A 19236-nucleotide genomic window follows, 5' to 3' on the forward strand; every position below is an offset into this window, starting at 1 on the left:
ATGGGCGCTGATTTGGCAGCTCTGCAGCGAATTTCCGGTGAAGATGCCATCGATCGCTGGTTGCAGATTCCCGGCAAATGGGTAGAGGAGCCGAATCGGCGGCGGGGCGGCGAAAGCGGGGTCCAGCGCGTGCTGACCGACGATGGCCGCCTGCTCTATCGCAAGCAGCAGGTCGGGCATATCTACCGCGACCTGCTGCACCCCTTCGGCTACCCGACCGCCATCCGCGAGCGCGATGCGCTGCAGGCCGCCGCGAGCCTGGGCGTCAAGGTGCCGACCCTGGTCTACGCCGGCTGCCGCAAGGTGGACGGCGAATGGCAGGCGCTGCTGGTCACCGAGTCGCTGGACGGCTATTCGAGCCTGGAAGACTGCTACGCCCGCGGCGACCACGAGCGCTGGGGCGAGGCCGTGCACCAGCGCATCCTGCAGCAGTACGGCAAGACCCTCGCCAGGCTCAACCTGGGCCGCTGGCAGCATGGCTGCCTGTACCTCAAGCATGTCTTCGTCAAGGTCGAGGGCGAGCAGATCGACGTCGCCTTGATCGACCTGGAAAAAGCCCGCCAGCGCTTCAGCGCCCGCCGCGCGGCCCGCCACGACCTGCGCCAGGTGAAGCGCCGTTCGTCGTGGACGGAAGCGCAATGGCAAGCCTTTGTCTATGGTTACGAGGCGGCGTTTGGCAGCGCCATCAAAGGGTTGCAGGCATGAAACTAGAAATCACACGAAGTTTGCTCCTCGTTGGCGCCCTGGGCGTGGCAACGCTGGCGGCGGCTGCCTGGCATGAGCCGGGTCCCGAGGTGATCGGCTCCCATGGCGAGCAGGCCAGCTGCCGTGTGCCGGCGAACGTGCAGGCCAAACAGGCGGCGCGGCCGGACCACGATCTGCTGCTGTTCCTCTTTGGCATGTCGCAGGGTGGTGTCAGCGCGCCACGTTGAGCAGGGTCCGCCTCGGCGGTGAAGAAAAGAATGCCGTTTCTCCCTATGGGGGAAACGGCATTTTTCATGATGCGCCGGGGCCCGGCGTGGCCGGTGAATCCAATCGCGGACAAAGTCCGCCCGTGCCTCCCTGAACTCGTAGGAGCAACTGTCTTGCCGGCTGCGCCAAGGCGCGCCTCAACGGATGGGTTGAGCCTTGGCGAAACCCATGCGGTCGTGGTGATGGGTATCGCTCCGCTCAACGCCATCCTACGGGTCTTGTGTTTGCCGGAGGGCTACGGATTTTCTGCGCCTGCCGAACACATCCCGTTAGACTGCAAGCTGACGACAAGCGAGAGGCGAGCATGGCTGAGTCCGCATTCACCCCCTTCGGCGTGCAGAACCTGCTGGATACCGACTTCTACAAGCTGAGCATGATGCAGGCGGTGCTGCACAACTATCCCAACGTCGAGGTGGAGTGGGAGTTCCGTTGCCGCAACCGCGAGGACCTGCGCCCCTACCTGGCGCGCATCCGCGAGCGCATCGAGGCGCTGGCCGGGTTGAGCTTCAGCAGCGAGCAACTGGCCTTCCTCGAACGCATTCCCTTCTTCAAACCGGACTTCATCCGCTTCCTCGGCCTGTTCCGCTTCAACATGCGCTACGTGCAGACCGGCATCGAGAACGACGAGTTCTTCCTGCGCCTGAAAGGCCCCTGGCTGCACGTGATCCTCTTCGAGGTGCCGGTGCTGGCCAGCATCAGCGAGGCGCACAACCTGCAGCGTTATCCACAGGTGACCCTCGACCTGGTGCGCGAGCGCCTGCGCGACAAGCTCGACTGGCTGCGCCGCGAGGCCAGCGCCGAGGAACTGGCCGGCTTCAAGATGGCCGACTTCGGCACCCGCCGGCGCTTCTCCTATGCCGTGCAGGAATGCGTGGTGCGCGAGCTGAAGGCGAGCTTCCCCGGGCGCTTCGTCGGCACCAGCAACGTGCACCTGGCGCGCAAGCTCGACCTCAAGCCGCTGGGCACCATGGCCCACGAATGGCTGATGGCCCACCAGCAGCTCGGCCCGCGGCTGATCGACAGCCAGGCCGCCGCGCTGGACGCCTGGGTCCGCGAATACCGCGGCCAGCTGGGCATCGCCCTGACCGACGTGATCACCATGGACGCCTTCCTACGCGACTTCGACCTGTACTTCGCCAAGCTCTTCGACGGCCTGCGCCACGACTCCGGCGACCCGCTGGTCTGGGCGGAGAAGGCCATCGCCCACTACGAGAGCCTCGGCATCGACCCGCGCAGCAAGACCCTGGTGTTCTCCGACGGCCTCGACCTGCCGCGGGCGCTGCACATCTACCGCTCGCTGCGCGGGCGCATCGACGTCAGCTTCGGCATCGGCACCCATTTCACCTGCGACATCCCCGGCGTCGAGCCGATGAACATCGTGCTGAAGATGACCGCCTGCAACGGCCAGCCGGTGGCAAAAATCTCCGATACCCCGGGCAAGATGCAATGCAACGACGAGAATTTCGGCCGCTACCTCAAGCACGTCTTCCGCGTCGACGAGGCCCGCGGCTGAAAAGCGCTGCGGCGCCGTTGCGCTCGGGCGCGCGAAGCGCCAGTCTTGCCGGGTGACCTTCCGTTCACCAGGGGAGCAAGGATGTCAGCAAGCAACCAACTCATCATCGGCGCCGGTCCCGATGGCCAGCCCGTCAGCCAGCCGTGGAAGCTGGCCAACCGCCACGGCCTGATCGCCGGCGCCACCGGCACCGGCAAGACGGTGACCCTGCAGCACCTGGCCGAGAGCTTCAGCGATGCCGGCATCGCGGTGTTCGCCGCCGACATCAAGGGCGACCTCTGCGGCCTGGGCGCGGCGGGTAACCCGCAGGGCAAGGTGGCCGAGCGCATCGCCTCCATGCCCTGGTTGGGCTACCAGGCCAAGGCCTACCCGGTGAGCCTGTGGGACGTCGCCGGCCACAGCGGCCACCCGCTGCGCACCACCCTCAGCGAGATGGGCCCGCTGCTGCTGGGCAACCTGCTGGAGCTGACCGACAGCCAGCAGGCCGCGCTCTTCGCCGCCTTCAAGGTGGCCGACCAGCAGGGTCTGCTGCTGCTCGACCTGAAGGACCTCAAGGCGTTGCTCAATTACCTCAAGGACCACCCGGAAGTGCTCGGCGACGACCGCGCGCTGTTCACCGGCGCCTCGTCCCAGGCGCTGCTGCGGCGCCTGGCGACCCTCGAGCAGCAGGGCGCCGAGGCCTTCTTCGGCGAACCGGCGCTGCAGCTGGAAGACATCCTGCGCCCGGATTCCGACGGCCGCGGGCGCATCCACCTGCTCGACGCCAGCAAGCTGGTGCACGAGGCGCCCAAGGTCTACGCCACCTTCCTGCTCTGGCTGCTGTCGGAGCTGTTCGAGCAGCTGCCCGAGCGCGGCGATGCCGACAAGCCGGTGCTGGCGCTGTTCTTCGACGAGGCGCACCTGCTGTTCAACGGCACGCCCAAGGCCCTGCACGACCGCCTGGAGCAGGTGGTGCGGCTGATCCGCTCCAAGGGCGTGGGCGTGTACTTCGTCACCCAGTCGCCCAGCGACCTGCCGGACGACGTCCTGGCCCAGCTCGGCCTGCGCATTCAGCACGGCCTGCGCGCCTTCACCGCGAAGGAGCAGAAATCCCTGCGCGCGGTGGCCGACGGCTTCCGCCCGAACCCGGCGTTCGACACCCTGAAGGTGCTCACCGAACTGGGCATCGGCGAAGCGCTGGTGGGCACCCTGGAAGAGAAGGGCACCCCGGCCATGGTCCAGCGCGTGGCCATCGCCCCGCCGCAGTCGCGCATCGGCCCGCTGACCGACGCCGAGCGCGCGCAGATCATCCGCACTTCGCCCCTGGCCGGGCGCTACGACAAGCCGATCGACCGCGAATCGGCCTACGAGCGCCTGACCGGCCGCACCGACGAGAAGATGGCGCCCAGCGAAACCAAGGCCGACGCCGGCAGCAGCCTGGGCAGCATGGCCGGGGAAATCCTCGGCAACCTGGCCAGCCAGACCATGAAGACGGTGGTGCGCCAGGCCGCCAACCAGATCGGCCGCGAGCTGGTGCGCGGGCTGATGGGCTCGCTGCTGGGCGGCAAGCGGCGGTAGGTGGGCATATCGCTTACAGCCGGCGCCGCGATGCTCTTCGTAGGATGGGTTGAGCTTGCGAAACCCATGCGGTTGCGGTGATGGGTATCGCTTCGCTCAACGCCATCCTACGAAAAGCCGTGCTTCCTGGAACCGTAGGAGCGGACTCCGTCCGCGATGGGCTGGGCATGAGATCGGTGTATCGGCGAATAACCGCGAACGGTTATTCGCCCTACGGGTGCCCATGCCCCGCACCCTTGTAGGAGCGCGCCCTGCGCGCGATTCGCGGGCAAGGCCCGCTCCTGCAGGTGGCCTCTTGCGAACATGAAAAAGGCGCCCGCAGGCGCCTTGTTCATGGATGGCGGTTCAGATACGGAAGCTGTCCACCAACTGCCGCAGCCGCCCGGCCTGGGTCTCCAGGTCGGCGCAGGCGCGCAGGGTGGCCTTGAGGTTCTCCACGCCCTCCTGGTTGAGGGTGTTGATCTCGGTGATGTCCATGTTCAGCGAGTCGACCACCGCGGTCTGTTCCTCGGTGGCGGTGGCTACCGACTGGTTCATCGCATCGATCTCGCTGATCCGCCCGGTCACGCTGGCCAGGCGCTGGCCGGCGCGGTTGGCGATCTCCACGCTCTCCAGGCTGTAGCGCTGGCTTTCGCCCATGGTGGTGACCGCCTCGCGGGCGCCCACCTGCAGTTCCTCGATCATGCCCTGGATCTGCTGCGCGGCCTCCTGGGCGCGGTGCGCCAGGTTGCGCACCTCGTCGGCCACCACGGCGAAGCCGCGGCCCGCCTCGCCGGCGCGGGCGGCTTCGATGGCGGCGTTGAGCGCCAGCAGGTTGGTCTGTTCGGAGATGCCCTTGATCACTTCGAGAATCTGCCCGATGTTCACCGTGCGGCTATTCAGCGACTCGATGTGGGTGCTGGCGTAGCTGATCTTCTCCGACAGCTGGTTCATCGCGCTGATGGTCTGCTCCACCACCTGGCGGCCGTCGCCGGCCTGGTGGCTGGCGTCGCTGGCGTGGTGCGAGGCATCGGCGGCGTTGCGGGCGATCTCCTGGGCGGCGGCGCCCAGCTCGTTGATCGCCGCGGCCACGCTGTTGGTGCGGTTGGCCTGCTCGTCGGAGTTAGCCATGGACGAGTTGGAGGCGTTGACCACCAGTTGCGACACGTCATGCAGCTGGCGCGCGGTGCCGGCCACCTCGCGGATGGACTCGTGGATACGCTCGACGAAGCGGTTGAAGGCTTCGGCCAGGGCGCCGAACTCGTCGCGGCTGTGCACCGCCAGGCGCTTGGTCAGGTCGCCTTCGCCCTGGGCGATGTCCTGCATGGCGCGGCCCATGGCGGTGAGCGGCTGCATCAGCACGCGGATCAGCATGCCCAGCAGCAGAAGGATCGCGACTATGGCGACCAGCGCGGCTATCACCGCCGAGGTGCGGAAGTCGCTGAGCATGGCGTAGGCCTTGTCCTTGTCGATGGACAGGCCGATGTACCAGTTCACCGAAGGCAGGCCCTTGACCGGGGCGAAGGCGAGGATGCGGGTAGAGCCGTTGAGCTCGCTCTCGCTGAAGCCGCTGCCGATCCGCGGGGTGTTCTGCGGGTAGATTTCGCTGAGGTTCTTCATCACCTGCTGCTTGTCCGGGGCGACCAGCACCTTGCCGTCGCCGCTGACCAGGAAGGCGTAGCCCATGCCGCTGAAGTCCAGCGAGTTGATGATTTGCACGATGGCCTGCAGGTTGAGGTCGCCGCCGACCACGCCCACCGTCTTGCCGGCGGCTTGGGCCGGCGTGGCGATGGTGATGATCAGCTGGCCGGTGGCGGCATCGACGTAGGGTTCGGTCAGGGTGGTGCCGCCGGCGGCCAGGGCGTCCTTGTACCAGGGGCGGGTGCGCGGGTCGTAGCCGTCGGGCATCTTGTCGTCCGGGCGCATGGTGAAGGTGCCGTCGGCCTGGCCGAGGTAGGTGAAGCTGAAGGTCGAGGTCAGCGCCTTCTGCTCCAGCAGGCCGCCGAGGCTGGCCGGCGCGCTGTCGCGGCCGATGCTCTGGGCGGTGTGTTCCACCAGCAGGATGCGCCCGCTGAGCCAGTTCTGGATGTTGCTGGCGGTGACTTCACCCATTTCCTGCAGGTAGGACTCCAGGTCCGCGCGGATGGCGTTGCGCTGCAGGGAGTCGTTGTACAGGGTGAAGAGCGCGAATGCGGCGAAAACCACCAGAGAAGCGGCCAGCAGTATTTTGTGGCTGAACTTCAGGTTCTTCATCATCTTGTTTTTGCATCCAGGGATGGGGCCAGTGATTTGGGGGCCTCGGCGATGGTTCCGAGCCCCCGGACTACAGACCGCGCGCCGGGTGGGGCGGCGGTGGGGCCGCCCGCGGGTGACGTGCGGCCGGTGGCACTCCTGTGCCGGGAAGCCCTTGCCTGGGGCTGAAGCGCCGGCTGATGCGGCTTTCAGACAAGAAGTCGGCATTTTCCGTAGGAAGCTTTAGCGAGGCGGACGAACGGTAGCGGCCGGAGGGTGAAAGGCAGAGAAGTGTGTAGGGCGTATAACGCTCCGCGTTATACGCCGCTTGGCCTTGGTTCCAGGCCCTTGCATGGTGGAGCCCGAACCTCTGTTTCCGCGCATTCCGGGCTCGGCCAGGAGATGGCCTGTGGATGAGGTGTATCGGCGTATAACCGCGAACGGTTATACGCCCTACGGGTGCCCATGCCTCGCACCCTTGTAGGAGCGCGCCCTGCGCGCGATTCGCGGGCAGGGCCCGCTCACTACAGATGGCATCTTGCGAGCATGAAAAAGGCGCCCGCAGGCGCCTTGTTCATGGATGGCGGATCAGATACGGAAACTGTCCACCAGATGCCGCAGGCGTCCGGCCTGGGTTTCCAGGTCGGCGCAGGCGCGCAGGGTGGCCTGGAGGTTTTCCACGCCTTCCTGGTTGAGGGTGTTGATCTCGGTGATGTCCATGTTCAGCGAATCGACCACCGCGGTCTGCTCCTCGGTGGCGGTGGCCACCGACTGGTTCATCGCGTCGATCTCGCTGATCCGTCCGGTCACGCTGGCCAGGCGCTGGCCGGCGCGGTTGGCGATTTCCACGCTCTCCAGGCTGTAGCGCTGGCTTTCGCCCATGGTGTTGACCGCCTCGCGGGCGCCGACCTGCAGTTCCTCGATCATGCCCTGGATCTGCTGCGCCGATTCCTGGGCGCGGTGCGCCAGGTTGCGCACCTCGTCGGCCACCACGGCGAAGCCGCGGCCCGCCTCGCCGGCGCGGGCGGCTTCGATGGCGGCGTTGAGCGCCAGCAGGTTGGTCTGCTCGGAGATGCCCTTGATCACTTCGAGGATCTGCCCGATGTTCACCGTGCGGCTGTTCAGCGCCTCGATGTGGGTGCTGGCGTAGCTGATCTTCTCCGACAGCTGGTTCATCGCGGCGATGGTCTGCTCCACTACTTGACGGCCGTCGCCGGCCTGGTGGCTGGCGTCGCTGGCGTGGTGCGAGGCATCGGCGGCGTTGCGGGCGATTTCCTGGGCGGCGGCGCCCAGCTCGTTGATCGCCGCGGCCACGCTGTTGGTGCGGGTGGCCTGCTCGTCGGAGTTGGCCATGGACGAGTTGGAGGCGTTGACCACCAGCTGCGACACGTCATGCAGCTGGCGCGCGGTGCCGGCCACTTCGCGGATGGATTCGTGGATGCGCGCGACGAAGCGGTTGAAGGCCTCGGCCAGCAGGCCGAACTCGTCGCGGCTGTCGACCTTCAGGCGCTTGGTCAGGTCGCCCTCGCCCTGGGCGATGTCCTGCATGGCGCGGCCCATGTCGGTGAGCGGCTGCATCAGCACGCGGATCAGCATGCCCAGCAGGAAGATGATCGCGACGATGGCGACCAGGGTGGCGATCACCGCCGAGGTGCGGAAGTCGCTGAGCATGGCGTAGGCGGCGCTCTTGTCCAGCACCAGGGCGACGTACCAGGACACCCCCGGCAGGCCCTCGACGCGGGTCATGGAGACCAGTTGCGTATGGCCGTCGACTTCCACTTCCTGCACGCCGGGGCGGACCTGCGGCGCGCCGTGCGGGTAGACCTCGGCGAGGTTCTTGAACACCTTCGCGTCGTCCGGGTGCAGGAGGATCTTGCCGGCGTCGCTGACCAGGAAGGCATAGCCGTCGCCGTCGAACTTCAGCGAGTTGAGGATGGCGGTGATGGTCTGCAGCTTCATGTCGCCGGCGGCCACGCCGACCAGTTGGCCGTTGCGCATGACCGGCATGGACATGGCGAGGATCTGCTCCTTGGTGCCGGCGTCGAGGAAGGGCTCGGTGACGATCAGCCGGCCGGCGGCCGCGGCGTCCTTGTACCAGCCGCGCTGGCGCGGGTCGTAGCCGTCGGGCATGGGCGAGTAGGGGCGCATGGTGAAGACGCCGCTGGCGGCCTCGCCCAGGTACACCGATTCGAAGTTCCGTTGCAGCACCTGCTGCTCCAGCACGTGCTGGATGCGCTCGGCGGTGGGCTCGCCATCGGCCAGTTGCGCGGCTTCCATCTCCACCAGGTGGATGCGGCCTTCCAGCCAGCTCTGGATATTGCTGGCGGTGAGGCTGCCGATCTCGCGCAGGTAGGAGTCGGTGTCCTCCTGGATGGCGCGGCTCTGGCGGAAGTCGTTGAAGAAGATGAAGCAGGCGAAGGCGAAGATCACCACGAGGGAGGCCGCCAGAAGGATCTTCTTGGCGAAGGACAGCGAGCGAAGCATGGGTAGAGCATCCTGCGGGAACGACGGTGTGGGCAGGTTGTATCGGCCGTCTTCTGTAGGACTTTAGCTTTGTGATGGGAAAATGACGTCAGAAAAGAATGACGGATCCCGCGGGCATCGTTCAGGTGAACGTCAGTTGCAGCAGATAGCCGGCAAAGATCGAGAAAACGAAGGGAAATGACTTGGAACGGCTGGCATCGAAGGATTTCAGCCGCGCCACGACGGGCTGCGGAAGCCTGTTCGAGTCGATCGAAAGCCTGCTGCCCAGCATCAGCAGCAGCGTCGCCAGGCAGGCCAGGCCCAGGCTGTAGAGCAGGGTGTCGGGGTCGCTGGCCAGGCCCAGCGCGGCCAGCAGCTTGACGTCCGCCGCGCCCAGCTTGCCGAGCCAGTAGCCGGGCAGGCTCAGCGCGAGGCCCAGGGCCGCCGCGGCAAGGGCGGCCGCCACGGAATGCTGGGTCAGGCTGTGGCCGTGCAGGTACAGGTAGGCGGCGGCCGCGGCCAGGCCGCCGAAGGTCAGCAGGTTGTCCACCTTGCGGCGGTGCAGGTCCTGGTAGGCACAGGCGGCCAGCCAACCGAGCAGCATCCATGTCGCCAGCATTCGCTCGTGTCCTGCTCAGGTCAGGCCCGGATGGCCAGGCGACGCCTGCGCGGGGCAGGCGTCGGCGGGGCCGTCAGTAGAAGCGCGAGGCCAGCCAGAACAGGCCGGCGGCCAGGGCCATGGAGGTGGGCAGGGTGAGGATCCAGGCCATCAGGATGTTGCGCACGGTGCCGCCCTGCAGGCCGCTGCGGTTGGCGACCATGGTGCCGGCCACGCCCGAGGACAGCACGTGGGTGGTGGACACCGGCAGGCTGTAGAGGTTGGCCATGCCGATCGCCGCGGTGGCGGTGAGCTGGGCGCTGATGCCCTGGGCGTAGGTCATGCCCTGCTTGCCGATCTTCTCGCCGACGGTGAGCACCACGCGCTTCCAGCCGACCATGGTGCCCACGCCCAGGGCCAGGGCCACCGCGATGATCACCCAGAAGGGCGCGTATTCGGTGGTGCTGGTCAGGTCCTTGCGCAGCTTCTCCAGGTCGGCCTTCTCGCGCGCCGGCAGGCTGTCGAGCTTGCCGACCTTCTTCGCGGTGTCGTCCAGGCACAGCAGGTAGCGGCGCACCTGCACGCGGCTGTCGGCGGACAGCTCGTTGTAGCTGGAGATGCCCTTGATGTCGCTCAGCAGGCCCTTGAGGGTGGATTCGGTCTGCTTCGCTTCGCAGCGGTACAGCTCGGGCATCTCGCCGTCGGCGCCCTTGCCCAGGGCGAGCATGTCGCCGAGCACGTCGGTGTGGCGCTGGTAGAACTGGCTGAGGTGGATGGCGGCGTCGCGGGTGCGTTCGATCTGGTAGGTGGTGCTGTTGAGGTCGAGGACGAACTTGGCGGGGACGATGCCGATCAGCACCAGCATGATCAGGCCGATGCCCTTCTGGCCGTCGTTGGAGCCGTGGACGAAGCTCACGGTCATGGCCGAGAGCACCAGCACCAGGCGGTTCCAGAACGGCGGGTGCTTCTTCTCGTCGACTTCGCGGCGGGTTTCCGGGGTCTTGTGCATCTTCGACAGCGGGTACATCCACTTCAGGCCGATCAGCACCAGGGCCGCGACGATGAAGCCGGCCAGCGGCGAGAAGATCAGCGACATGGCGATGTCGATCGCCTTCTGCCAGTTCACCCCGTCGGCCAGCGGCACACCGGTGATGACTGCGTTGGCCAGGCCCACGCCGAGGATCGAGCCGATCAGGGTGTGCGAACTGGAGGCGGGGATGCCGAAGTACCAGGTGCCCAGGTTCCAGGCGATGGCCGCGGCCAGCAGCGAGAACACCATGGCCAGGCCGTGGCCGCTGTTGACGTTGATCAGCAGTTCCACCGGTAGCAGGTGCACGATGGCATAGGCCACGCCGACGCCACCGAGCAGCACGCCGAGGAAGTTGAAGATGCCGGAGAGGATGACCGCGCGGTAGGGCGACATGGCCTTGGTGTAGATCACCGTGGCCACCGCGTTGGCGGTGTCATGGAAGCCGTTGATGAACTCGAAGGCCAGGACGAAGCCCAGCGCCAGCACCAGGCTGATGCCTACCCAGAGGTCGAGTCCGCTGAAGAGATCGAACATGAAGTTTCTGTGACCGGTCGGTGACGGGGCGGCGATTATGCCAGAAGCGATAGGATGTCGTCTGAAACCTGAAGCGATTCTCGGAATCCAGCGACACCCGGTCGCACGGGGCTTGCAGCGCTGCGGGCAATGCGCTGCAACGTTTTCGGGGGGCCGTCGCGGCTCAGTTCGCGTCCTGTTCGGCCTGGCGTTGCTGGGCCTTCTGCAGGTCGGTCTGCATCTTCTCCAGTTCCCGGTCGAAGGCCTTGTCCTGCACGGTCGGGCGCTTGCGCCAGGGCTTCTTGTCGGGGTCGGGCTGGGCGGCGTAGAGGGTGACCTCGCCGCCATAGACATCCTTGTAACGCTGTTCCTGGCGCTCCAGTTCGGCGCGCAGTTCGTCTTTCGTCACCTGTGTTCCTGATGGCGTGTGGCTGATGGGGGGATATGCGGGGAAAGCATAGCAGGCGCGATTATAACCGCTGGCGGGGCGCTGTCAGCCGTGACCGGGGCACGCGGGTGGGCTCGCACAAATGTAACAGCAGGCTACGCTCAGGAAGCGATCAACATTCGAGGAGACCGCTCCATGATCAAGCTCCGCCTTCCCCTGCTGCTGTGCGCGCTGTTGTTCTCGGTGCAGGGTTTCGCCGCCAACACCGCCCAGCAGGAAAAGATGAAGACCTGCAACGCCGACGCCACCGCCAAGTCGCTGAAGGGTGATGAGCGCAAGACCTTCATGAGCAGCTGCCTGAAAGCCGGCGGCGGCGATACCGGCAAGAAGCTGACGCCGCAGCAGGAGAAGATGGCCCAGTGCAACAAGGACGCCGCGGCCAAGGCGCTGAAGGGCGATGAGCGCAAGACGTTCATGAGTGGGTGCCTGAAGAAATAGCGGGGGCGGGGCGCAGGTGTGGCCGGGGCGTCCGGCGTGGCCGGTGAATCCGATCGCGCTTCCCTGGGGCCGTAGAAGCAACTGGCGCTCTTCGTAGGATGGGTTGAGCCTTGGCGAAACCCATGCGGTCGTGGTGATGGGTATCGCTTCGCTCAACACCATCCTACGGGGCATTGCGTTTGTCGGAGGGATAGGACTCTGTCCGCGGTGGAGCCGCGTTCCGCGTTCGTGGGAATAGCGAGGTGGACGGTGCGAGAGGACAAGGCCCGCTCGCTCAAACTCCCGAGCACAATAACCAGGCCACCGCCAGCAGATAGAACAACACCGACCCATCTTCGCTCAACGGCGACTGGACGTAATGACGTGCGTTCATGCCTTCACCTCCGCCGACCAGTAACCCTGGGCGTTGCGGAAGGGCTGCCGGGCCATCTGCTCCGGGCGGGTGATGCCGTTGGCGCGCAGGGCGTTGACCAGCGCCGAGAAGGACTTCGCGGTATAGCTCATGGCGGGCTCCTTGCGTTCCGTCAGTGGGGGACGGAGCTATGAAAACGCAACGGCCACCATCAACGGAAATGGAACTTCCTGCTTTCGACTATTGATGAAATCGATGAAAGACCCGGCTCACCAGTCCAGCTGCAACTGGCTGTCGAACTGCCGCGGCCGGCCCGTCAGCGGGTCGTCGAAGGCCAGGTGCCGGGCCAGCAGCTGCAGCGGGCGGGAATAGTCGTCGCTGCGCCGCTGCTCTTCCGGCAGCAGCTGTGGATAAAGCGGATCGTTGCGCAGCGCCGCACCCAGGGCGGCCATGTGCACGCGCAACTGGTGGCGCTTGCCGCTCACCGGATAGAGCGCGTAGCGCCACCAGTGCTCGCGGCGCTCCAGCACCTCGATGCGGGTTTCGCTGTTGATCGCGCCCTCGGCCTCGCGCATGAGGATGAAGGGCTCGCCGTCCACCAGGCGGCTGCGCCGCACGTGGGGGAAGTCCAGCTGCGGCAGCGGCGGGGCGATGGCCTCGTAGCGCTTGTGCATGCGCCGCTCGCGGAACAGCGCCTGGTAGGCCGCGCGGCTGGCCGGGTTGGCCGAGAACAGCACCAGCCCGGCGGTGGGCCGGTCGATGCGGTGCAGCGGCACCAGCAGCGGGTTGTCCAGGCGCCGGGCCAGGCGCGCCAGCAATGTCTGTTCGACGTACTGCCCTGACGGCGTCACCGGCAGGAAGTGCGGCTTGTCGGCCACCACCAGGTGCTCGTCGACGTGCAGGATGCGTTCTTCGAAGGGGATAGGCGTTTCCGCCTCCACCTCGCGGAAGTAGTGCACGCGCAGGCCCTCGCGGTGCGGTGTGCTGGCGTCCAGCGGCTTGCCCTCGGCGTCCAGCACGCGGCCGCGGGCCAGGCGCAGCAGCCAGGTCTCGCGGGGGATCGCCGGGAAGCGCGCGCACAGGCAGTCGAGCACCGTCGACCAGGGCCCGGCCGGCAGGTGCAGGGTGCTGGCGCGGTGCTGGGCGGCGGAAAACGGCTTCTCGGACATGGGCGGCGGTGGCGGTCGGGGGCGTGCATTAGGCCGCAGATGGGAGTCGCCGTCAAAGGCCGCCCGGCGCTCAGTGGGACAGCCGCGCGGCCAGTTCGTCGACTTCCTCGGCCCAGTCCGAGTCCTCTTCCAGGGCCTCGCGGATGAAGGCCGCCTGGGCCTCGTTCCAGAAGGGCGCGTCGGCCAGGGCCTGGTCCGCGGGCAGGCGGTGCGCGGCGAGGAAGGCGTCGATCTCCTGGCGGCCGCTGGGCAGGCCCAGTTGCTTGAACAGTTCGGCGAAGGTGTGGGGTGTGGTGTCCATGGCGGGCCTCCTGTGGTCGGTCGTGCATCAACTATAGGCGTTCGGCGCGGGCCGGTCGGCCGCGGAATCGATAGGTGGCTTTCAATTTTCCCGGCATCGGGCAATGATGGCGCAGTCCCTGACATCCCCTCGCGCCAGGCCCGTTCTTCATGAGCTCTCCCGAGCAGCGTCCGCACGCCGTCACCCTGCAGATCGTCTCGATCGTCGGTTTCACCTTCCTGCTGTTCCTGTGCATCGGCTTCCTGCTGCCGGTGCTGCCCGGCTTCGTCCACCATGACCTGGGCTTCGACGCCACCACCGCGGGCCTGGTGATCGGCGCGCAGTACCTGGCGACCCTCGCCTCGCGGCCGCTGGCCGGGCGCCTGACCGACACCCTGGGGGCCAAGCGCGCGGTGATCTACGGCCTGTTCAGCCTGGCCGGCGGCGGGGCGCTGGTGCTGCTGGCCACCAGCCTGCAGGCGCTGGCCTGGACGAGCCTGGCGCTGCTGCTGGGCAGCCGCCTGCTGATCGGCTTCGCCCAGGGCCTGATGGGCATCGGCACGGCGAGCTGGGGCATCGCCCGGGTCGGCGCGCAGAACACCGCGCGGGTGATCTCCTGGAACGGCATCGTCTGCTACGGCGGCATCGCCCTGGGCGCGCCGCTGGGCGTGGGCATGGCCGCGCAGCTGGGGCTGTGGAGCCTGGGCGCCGGCATCCTGGCGCTGGCCGGCCTCGGCCTGCTGCTGGCTCGCGGCAAGGCGCCGGCGCCGATCATCGCCGGCACGCGCATGGCCTTCTTCGCCGTGCTCGGCCGGGTGCTGCCCTACGGTATGTGCGTGGCCCTGGGCTCCATCGGCTTCGGCAGCCTGGCCACCTTCATCACCCTCTACTACGGCAGCCGCGGCTGGGCCGACCCGGCCTGGTGCCTGAGCCTGTTCGGCATCAGCTTCGTCGGCGCGCGGCTGCTGCTGTCCTGGACCATCAACCGTTTCGGCGGCTTCAACGTGGCGGTGCTCTGCCTGCTGGTGGAAAGCGCCGGCCTGCTGCTGTTGTGGCAGGCGCCGAGCCCGGCCTTCGCCCTGCTCGGCACGGCGCTGACCGGCGCCGGGCTGTCGCTGGTGTACCCGGCGCTGGGCGTCGAGGCGGTGCTGCGCATTCCCGCCGCCAGCCGCAGTTCGGCGCTGGGCGCCTACGCGCTGTTCTTCGACCTGGCCCTGGGCCTGGCCGGCCCGCTGATGGGCGCGGTGGCCGCGCACTCGGACTACGCCAGCATCTTCCTGGTGGCCGCGCTGCTGGCCGCCTGCGGCTTCCTCATCTGCCTCTGGCTGCTGCGCTTCACCCGCCAGCGCCACGAGGAACTGGACTTCGACTAGACTGCGGCATCCCCCGCCGTGACCGCTTCCCATGGACATCGAACTGGCGCGCACCTTCCTGGAAATCGCCCGTGGCGGCAGCTTCGTCGCCGCCGCGCAGCGCCTGCACGTGACCCAGACCACGGTCACCGCGCGGGTGCACAACCTCGAGACGCAACTGGGCTGCCGGCTGTTCCAGCGCAGCCGCGCCGGCGCCCGGCTGACCGATGACGGCGAGCGCTTCCTCGGCTACGCCAACCAGCTGGTGCAGACCTGGGACGCGGCGCGCCGCGACCTGCCGCTGCCGGCGGGCTACCGCGAGGTGCTCAACATCGGCGGCGAGCTGAGCCTGAGCAACCCGCTGATGCTCGCCTGGACGGTGCGCCTGCGCCAGCGCATGCCGGCCCTGGCCCTGCACGCCGAGATCGGCAGCGGCGAGCGCCTGCAGAAGCAGCTGGAGCTGGGTGTGCTCGACGCCGCGCTGGTCTACCGCCCGGACTACTGGCCGGGCATGCAGGTGGAGCAGTTGCTGGAGGAGAAGCTGATCCTGGTGCGCTCGACGCAGCAGCCGGAGCCCTACATCTACATCGACTGGGGCGAGGAATTCCGCCGCCAGCACGACGCCGCGCTGCCCGACCGGGCCCACGCCGCCACCAGCTTCAGCCTCGGCCCGCTGGCCCTGCAGCACCTGCTGCAATGCGGCGGCAGCGGCTACTTCCGCACGCGGGTGGTGCACAGCTACCTGCAGGCCGGGGTGCTGGAGCGGGTACCGCTGGCGCCGGAATTCATCTACCCGACCTACCTGGTGTATTCCCGCGAGAAGGATTCACCGGCGCTGCAGAACGCCCTGGCCATCCTCCGCGAGGTGGTGGCCGGGGACATCGACTGGTCGCAGCGCTGGGACTACGAGGCCTAGACCGCCACCTGCAGGGCGCGCTCGGCCTGCACCTGCGGCTGCAGCCAGAGGTGGCGGAAGGCGGCGATCAGGTCGGTCTGGCTGAGCATGCCGACCAGCCGGCCGGCGCCGTCGACCACCGGCAGGCAGTGGCGGCCCTGGTCGGAGAGCAGCTGGATCAGCTCCGGCAGCTGGGCGTCCTCGCGCAGCGATTGCACGCGGTGCGTCATCAGGTTGCCGACGCGCTGGCCGAAAGGCGAGCGCAGGCGGCGCTGGCCGCGGAACAGGTCGCTCAAGGTGAGGATGCCCACCAAGTGGCCGCGGTCGAGCACCGGCAGGGCCTTGAGGTGGTGCTTGTCGAGCAGGCCCCAGGCTTCCTCGATGCGCGCGTCCGGGCTGACCGAGCGGATGTCGCGGGACATGATGTCGCGCGCGCGGATGCCGCCCAGCAGGCGTTCGCTGGCGTGCTTCTCGGCGGCTAGCAGCAGGCGTTCGAGGTCCTCGGGGGTGACGTCGACGAAGCCGCCGGCGCTGGCCAGGGCGCTTTCCAGGTCGTCGGCATGCAGGCCCAGGCGCTCGCCGGGCAGCGGGTCGGCGGTCAGGTGCGGGTTGCTGGCCGGGACGGCGAGCTTGCGCGGGTAGGGCGCGCGGGTGAGGTTGTTGTAGACCAGGGCCACGCCGATCAGCGCCAGCGAGGCCACGCCCACCGGCAGCAGCAGGTGCAGCAGATGCTGGTCCACTAGCGGCCCGCCCACGGCCAGGCTGAAGGCCATGGCCGTGCTCGGCGGATGCAGACAGCGCAGGCCGAGCATCAGCAGCACCGCCACCACCATGGACAGCGATGCCTGCGGCCAACTGTGGCCGAGCCAGTGGCCGAGCAGCAGGCCCACCAGCGCCGCCACCAGGTTGCCGCCCAGCAGCGACCAGGGCTGCGCCAGCGGGCTGGACGGCACGGCGATGGCCAGCAGGGCCGAGGCGGCCAGCGGCGGGCCGATGCGCAGCATGGTGTCGACGCCGAACAGCCAGGCGCACAAGGGCATGCACAGGCCCAGGGCGAACCCGCAGCCGAGCACGGCGCGCAGCCAGTCGCGGTTGGACGAGGGGCCGGCGCAGGGCGCCAGGCGGTGCAGCCAGGAACCGAAGGCAGCGGCTTTCATCGCGGCACCTCGCGGGAGGCGCCGGGAAGGGGGGCAGTCAATGGATGCATGTCACGCAGGCACCGCGCATCACGATTCCGGCCTGGGGCCGGTCGGGCGGGCGCTTCCTTATGGTTGGTCGAGCGGCGTTCTGTCGCAGGGGCGAGGCCGACGGCCATCCTAGACAGCGTGACGATCCATATCCAATGAATGTTATTGCTGTTTGAGTGCAGTATCGGTGAAGTGTGGGCTCGCCCGCGCGGGCCTCACACCGGCGGGAAGGCCTTGAACGCCGCCAGTGTCTCGGCATGGGCGGTCCAGTCGCGCAGGGCCGGGTAATCGTCGGCGGCCACGCGCTCGGCATGCACCAGTTGGATGAAGGTCCAGGCCACGGCGGCGCTCAGGCCGGCCTGGTCGAGGCGGCCGTCGCGCGGCAGCGGCTGCGTCAGCAGCTCCAGTTCCAGGCCGGCGCAGGCGGCGCGCAGCTGCTGGTCCACCCGGGCGTACCAGGCGGCGTCGCGGCGGGCCTCGTCGCGCTGCAGCTCGTAGTACAGCTGCACGGCCTTCTCGCAGGCCGCCAGGGCCAGGCCCAGCAGGCGCGTGGCGCGCACCCGCTCGGCCGGCTCGGCGGGCATCAGGCTGCGCCCGGCCTGGTGTTCGGCCAGGTCGATGATCAGGCTCGAATCCATCAGCACCTGGCCGTCGTCCAGCACCAGGCTGGGCGCCTTGACCACCGGGTTGATGGCGCGGAACTCCTCGACGTGGCGGAACACCGAGAGCGAGCGGTGGCTGAAGTCGACGTCCAGCAGGCGCAGGCTGATGGCCACGCGGCGGACGTAGGGCGAGTCGAGCATTCCGATCAGTTGCATGGAGGCATCCTGTTATTGGAGATTACATGGGGTAGCCGGCCGTGAGGGCCGCATGGCAGCGCTGCTGTCGCTAAATCTAGCGGCTGGAAAGGCCGGAAAAAATCGACGATTTATAACTGCAAGGGTTAGCAGAACTTACATGAGCGCCTATCCACCCCTGTCCGCGCTGCGCAGCTTCGAGGCCGTGGCCCGGCTCGGCAGCGTGACCCAGGCCGCCGCCGAGCTGCACGTCACCCACTCGGCGGTCAGCCAGCAGGTGCGCCAGCTGGAGGAACTGCTCGGCGTCACCCTGCTGCAGCGCGAGGGCCGCGGCCTGCGCCTGAGCGAGGAGGGCCGCCTCTACGCCTTGCAGGTGCGCCGCGCCCTGCGCGACATAGCCGAAGCCACGCGCCTGGCGCGGGCGCGGCCCAGCGAGGGGGAACTGGTGGTGGCGGTGCTGCCGTCCTTCGCCCAGCAATGGCTGCTGCCGCGCCTGCCGGCGTTCCGCGAACGCCATCCCGAATACCGCCTGCGCCTGCTGGCCAGCCTGGAAGTGATCGATCTGCGCCAGGGCCTGGCCGACGTGGCCATCCGCATCGGTCAGGGGCACTGGGAGGGCCTGGCCCAGCAACGCCTGTTCGACGACGAACTGCTGGCGGTCTGCGCCCCGCACTTCAACGGCGGGCGCCTGCCGCGCACGCCGCAGCAGATCCTCGCCGGCCCGCTGATCCACGGCTTCGAGTCCTGGCTGCCCTGGTGCCAGGCGGCGGGCGTGGCGCTGCCCGAAGGCGACGGCCTGTTCACCGTCAACGACTCCAACCTGGTGGTGGAAGCCCTGCGCCTGGGCCTGGGCATAAGCGTCGAACGCCGCAGCCTGGTGGCCGGCGCCCTGGCCCGCGGCGAACTGGTGCAACTGGGCGAGGTCAGCGCGCCCTACGCCTACCCCTACTGGCTGGTGTGGCCACAGCGGGAGGAGACGCGGACCAAGGTGGCGGTGTTTGCCCAGTGGTTGGCGGAGGAGGTGGAAGAGTACCTGGGGCGGGGTGATTCGCGTCCATCGTAGGGCGGATAACCGTTTGCGGTTATCCGCCGTTTCACCCAGCTCATGCCCGGCTTCGCGGTCGAGCTCGGAGTGCCTGGAAGCAAGTGCTCCGTGGCCCAACCCGAAGCGCCTGGGGTCGAGGTCAAACGGCGGATAACGCCGTAGGCGTTATGCGCCCTACACCTGGCCTAGCCTTGGCGTAGGGCGAATAACCGTTCGCGGTTATCCGCCGTTTCACCCAGCACATGCCCGGCTTCGCGGTCGAGCCCAGAGTGCCCGGAAGCAGGTGCTCCGTGGCCCAATCCGAAGCGCGCCTGGGATCGAGGTCAAACGGCGGATAACGCCGTAGGCGTTATGCGCCCTACGCCTGGCCCAGCCTTGGCGTAGGGCGAATAACCGTTCGCGGTTATCCGCCGTTT

General features: G+C 67.9%; 18 protein-coding genes and 1 pseudogene. 8 read left to right on the forward strand and 11 right to left on the reverse strand.

All coding sequences use genetic code 11. The features are described from left to right. From FG99_RS22415 to FG99_RS22430, 4 genes are all read left to right on the forward strand, one after another. Nucleotides 1–705: a lipopolysaccharide kinase InaA family protein gene (locus tag FG99_RS22415; protein ID WP_009617981.1), complete on the forward strand. Its 705-nt coding sequence runs from the start codon at nucleotides 1–3 to the stop codon at nucleotides 703–705. Continuing rightward, complete coding sequence (locus tag FG99_RS22420) at nucleotides 702–932, forward strand: hypothetical protein (RefSeq protein ID WP_009617982.1); 231 nt, start codon at nucleotides 702–704, stop codon at nucleotides 930–932. Before FG99_RS22415 ends, FG99_RS22420 begins: the two co-directional genes overlap by 4 nt. A gap of 344 nt (nucleotides 933–1276) precedes the next feature. Then, a complete protein-coding gene (gene pncB, locus FG99_RS22425; protein ID WP_043272392.1) occupies nucleotides 1277–2485 on the forward strand; it encodes a nicotinate phosphoribosyltransferase in 1209 nt (402 codons plus the stop codon). 81 nt (nucleotides 2486–2566) lie between these two features. Further along, nucleotides 2567–4042 carry a helicase HerA-like domain-containing protein gene (locus FG99_RS22430; RefSeq protein WP_043272393.1) on the forward strand — a complete coding sequence of 492 codons (1476 nt, stop codon included), beginning with the start codon at nucleotides 2567–2569 and terminating at the stop codon, nucleotides 4040–4042. A gap of 345 nt (nucleotides 4043–4387) precedes the next feature. Here the strand turns inward: FG99_RS22430 and FG99_RS22435 are convergent, their stop codons facing one another. The 6 genes and pseudogenes from FG99_RS22435 to FG99_RS22455 all read right to left on the reverse strand — a co-directional run bounded on the left by FG99_RS22435 (nucleotide 4388) and on the right by FG99_RS22455 (nucleotide 11266). Then, nucleotides 4388–6277, reverse strand: coding sequence for a methyl-accepting chemotaxis protein (locus FG99_RS22435; RefSeq protein WP_043272394.1), 1890 nt, complete (start codon nucleotides 6275–6277; stop codon nucleotides 4388–4390). A 564-nt stretch (nucleotides 6278–6841) separates the two neighbouring features. Next, nucleotides 6842–7606 (reverse strand): methyl-accepting chemotaxis protein, encoded by a 765-nt coding sequence (locus tag FG99_RS33340; RefSeq protein ID WP_371263883.1) that lies wholly within the window; start codon nucleotides 7604–7606, stop codon nucleotides 6842–6844. 90 nt (nucleotides 7607–7696) lie between these two features. Further along, nucleotides 7697–8737: pseudogene (locus FG99_RS33345) on the reverse strand (cache domain-containing protein); the annotation flags it as partial. Nucleotides 8738–8858: 121 nt separating this feature from the next. After that, on the reverse strand, nucleotides 8859–9335 hold the full coding sequence (locus tag FG99_RS22445) for a prepilin peptidase (protein WP_043272396.1): 477 nt from the start codon (nucleotides 9333–9335) through the stop codon (nucleotides 8859–8861). Nucleotides 9336–9408: 73 nt separating this feature from the next. Beyond that, nucleotides 9409–10878, reverse strand: a complete 1470-nt coding sequence (locus FG99_RS22450) for an inorganic phosphate transporter (protein WP_009617996.1) — start codon at nucleotides 10876–10878, stop codon at nucleotides 9409–9411. Between the two features lie 163 nt (nucleotides 10879–11041). After that, nucleotides 11042–11266: a hypothetical protein gene (locus tag FG99_RS22455; RefSeq protein ID WP_009617998.1), complete on the reverse strand. Its 225-nt coding sequence runs from the start codon at nucleotides 11264–11266 to the stop codon at nucleotides 11042–11044. A 174-nt stretch (nucleotides 11267–11440) separates the two neighbouring features. Between FG99_RS22455 and FG99_RS22460 the strand changes: the two genes are divergently transcribed. Further along, the gene (locus FG99_RS22460) at nucleotides 11441–11743 is read left to right on the forward strand and encodes a PsiF family protein (protein WP_009618000.1); all 303 of its coding nucleotides are present in this window, start codon (nucleotides 11441–11443) and stop codon (nucleotides 11741–11743) included. Nucleotides 11744–12112: 369 nt separating this feature from the next. Here the strand turns inward: FG99_RS22460 and FG99_RS32950 are convergent, their stop codons facing one another. From FG99_RS32950 to FG99_RS22470, 3 genes are all read right to left on the reverse strand, one after another. After that, nucleotides 12113–12247: a hypothetical protein gene (locus FG99_RS32950; RefSeq protein ID WP_009618002.1), complete on the reverse strand. Its 135-nt coding sequence runs from the start codon at nucleotides 12245–12247 to the stop codon at nucleotides 12113–12115. Nucleotides 12248–12364: 117 nt separating this feature from the next. Continuing rightward, on the reverse strand, nucleotides 12365–13264 hold the full coding sequence (locus FG99_RS22465; RefSeq protein WP_043272397.1) for a pseudouridine synthase: 900 nt from the start codon (nucleotides 13262–13264) through the stop codon (nucleotides 12365–12367). 70 nt (nucleotides 13265–13334) lie between these two features. Further along, a complete protein-coding gene (locus tag FG99_RS22470) occupies nucleotides 13335–13565 on the reverse strand; it encodes a DUF2789 domain-containing protein (RefSeq protein WP_009618004.1) in 231 nt (76 codons plus the stop codon). A 149-nt stretch (nucleotides 13566–13714) separates the two neighbouring features. Between FG99_RS22470 and FG99_RS22475 the strand changes: the two genes are divergently transcribed. After that, on the forward strand, nucleotides 13715–14917 hold the full coding sequence (locus tag FG99_RS22475; RefSeq protein ID WP_043272398.1) for an MFS transporter: 1203 nt from the start codon (nucleotides 13715–13717) through the stop codon (nucleotides 14915–14917). A 31-nt stretch (nucleotides 14918–14948) separates the two neighbouring features. Next, complete coding sequence (locus FG99_RS22480) at nucleotides 14949–15812, forward strand: LysR family transcriptional regulator (RefSeq protein ID WP_043272399.1); 864 nt, start codon at nucleotides 14949–14951, stop codon at nucleotides 15810–15812. Here the strand turns inward: FG99_RS22480 and FG99_RS22485 are convergent. Then, on the reverse strand, nucleotides 15809–16948 hold the full coding sequence (locus FG99_RS22485; RefSeq protein ID WP_009618007.1) for an HPP family protein: 1140 nt from the start codon (nucleotides 16946–16948) through the stop codon (nucleotides 15809–15811). The genes FG99_RS22480 and FG99_RS22485 overlap by 4 nt on opposite strands. A 245-nt stretch (nucleotides 16949–17193) precedes the next feature. Beyond that, nucleotides 17194–17796 (reverse strand): glutathione S-transferase family protein, encoded by a 603-nt coding sequence (locus FG99_RS22490; RefSeq protein ID WP_043272400.1) that lies wholly within the window; start codon nucleotides 17794–17796, stop codon nucleotides 17194–17196. Between the two features lie 139 nt (nucleotides 17797–17935). On the opposite strand from FG99_RS22490, the gene FG99_RS22495 reads away from it, so the two are divergent. Next, nucleotides 17936–18838 carry a LysR substrate-binding domain-containing protein gene (locus tag FG99_RS22495; RefSeq protein WP_043272401.1) on the forward strand — a complete coding sequence of 301 codons (903 nt, stop codon included), beginning with the start codon at nucleotides 17936–17938 and terminating at the stop codon, nucleotides 18836–18838. The last annotated feature ends 398 nt before the right edge of the window (nucleotides 18839–19236 follow it).

The sequence above is a fragment of the Pseudomonas sp. AAC genome, assembly GCF_000725445.1.
Classification (GTDB): Bacteria; Pseudomonadota; Gammaproteobacteria; order Pseudomonadales; family Pseudomonadaceae; genus Pseudomonas; species Pseudomonas citronellolis.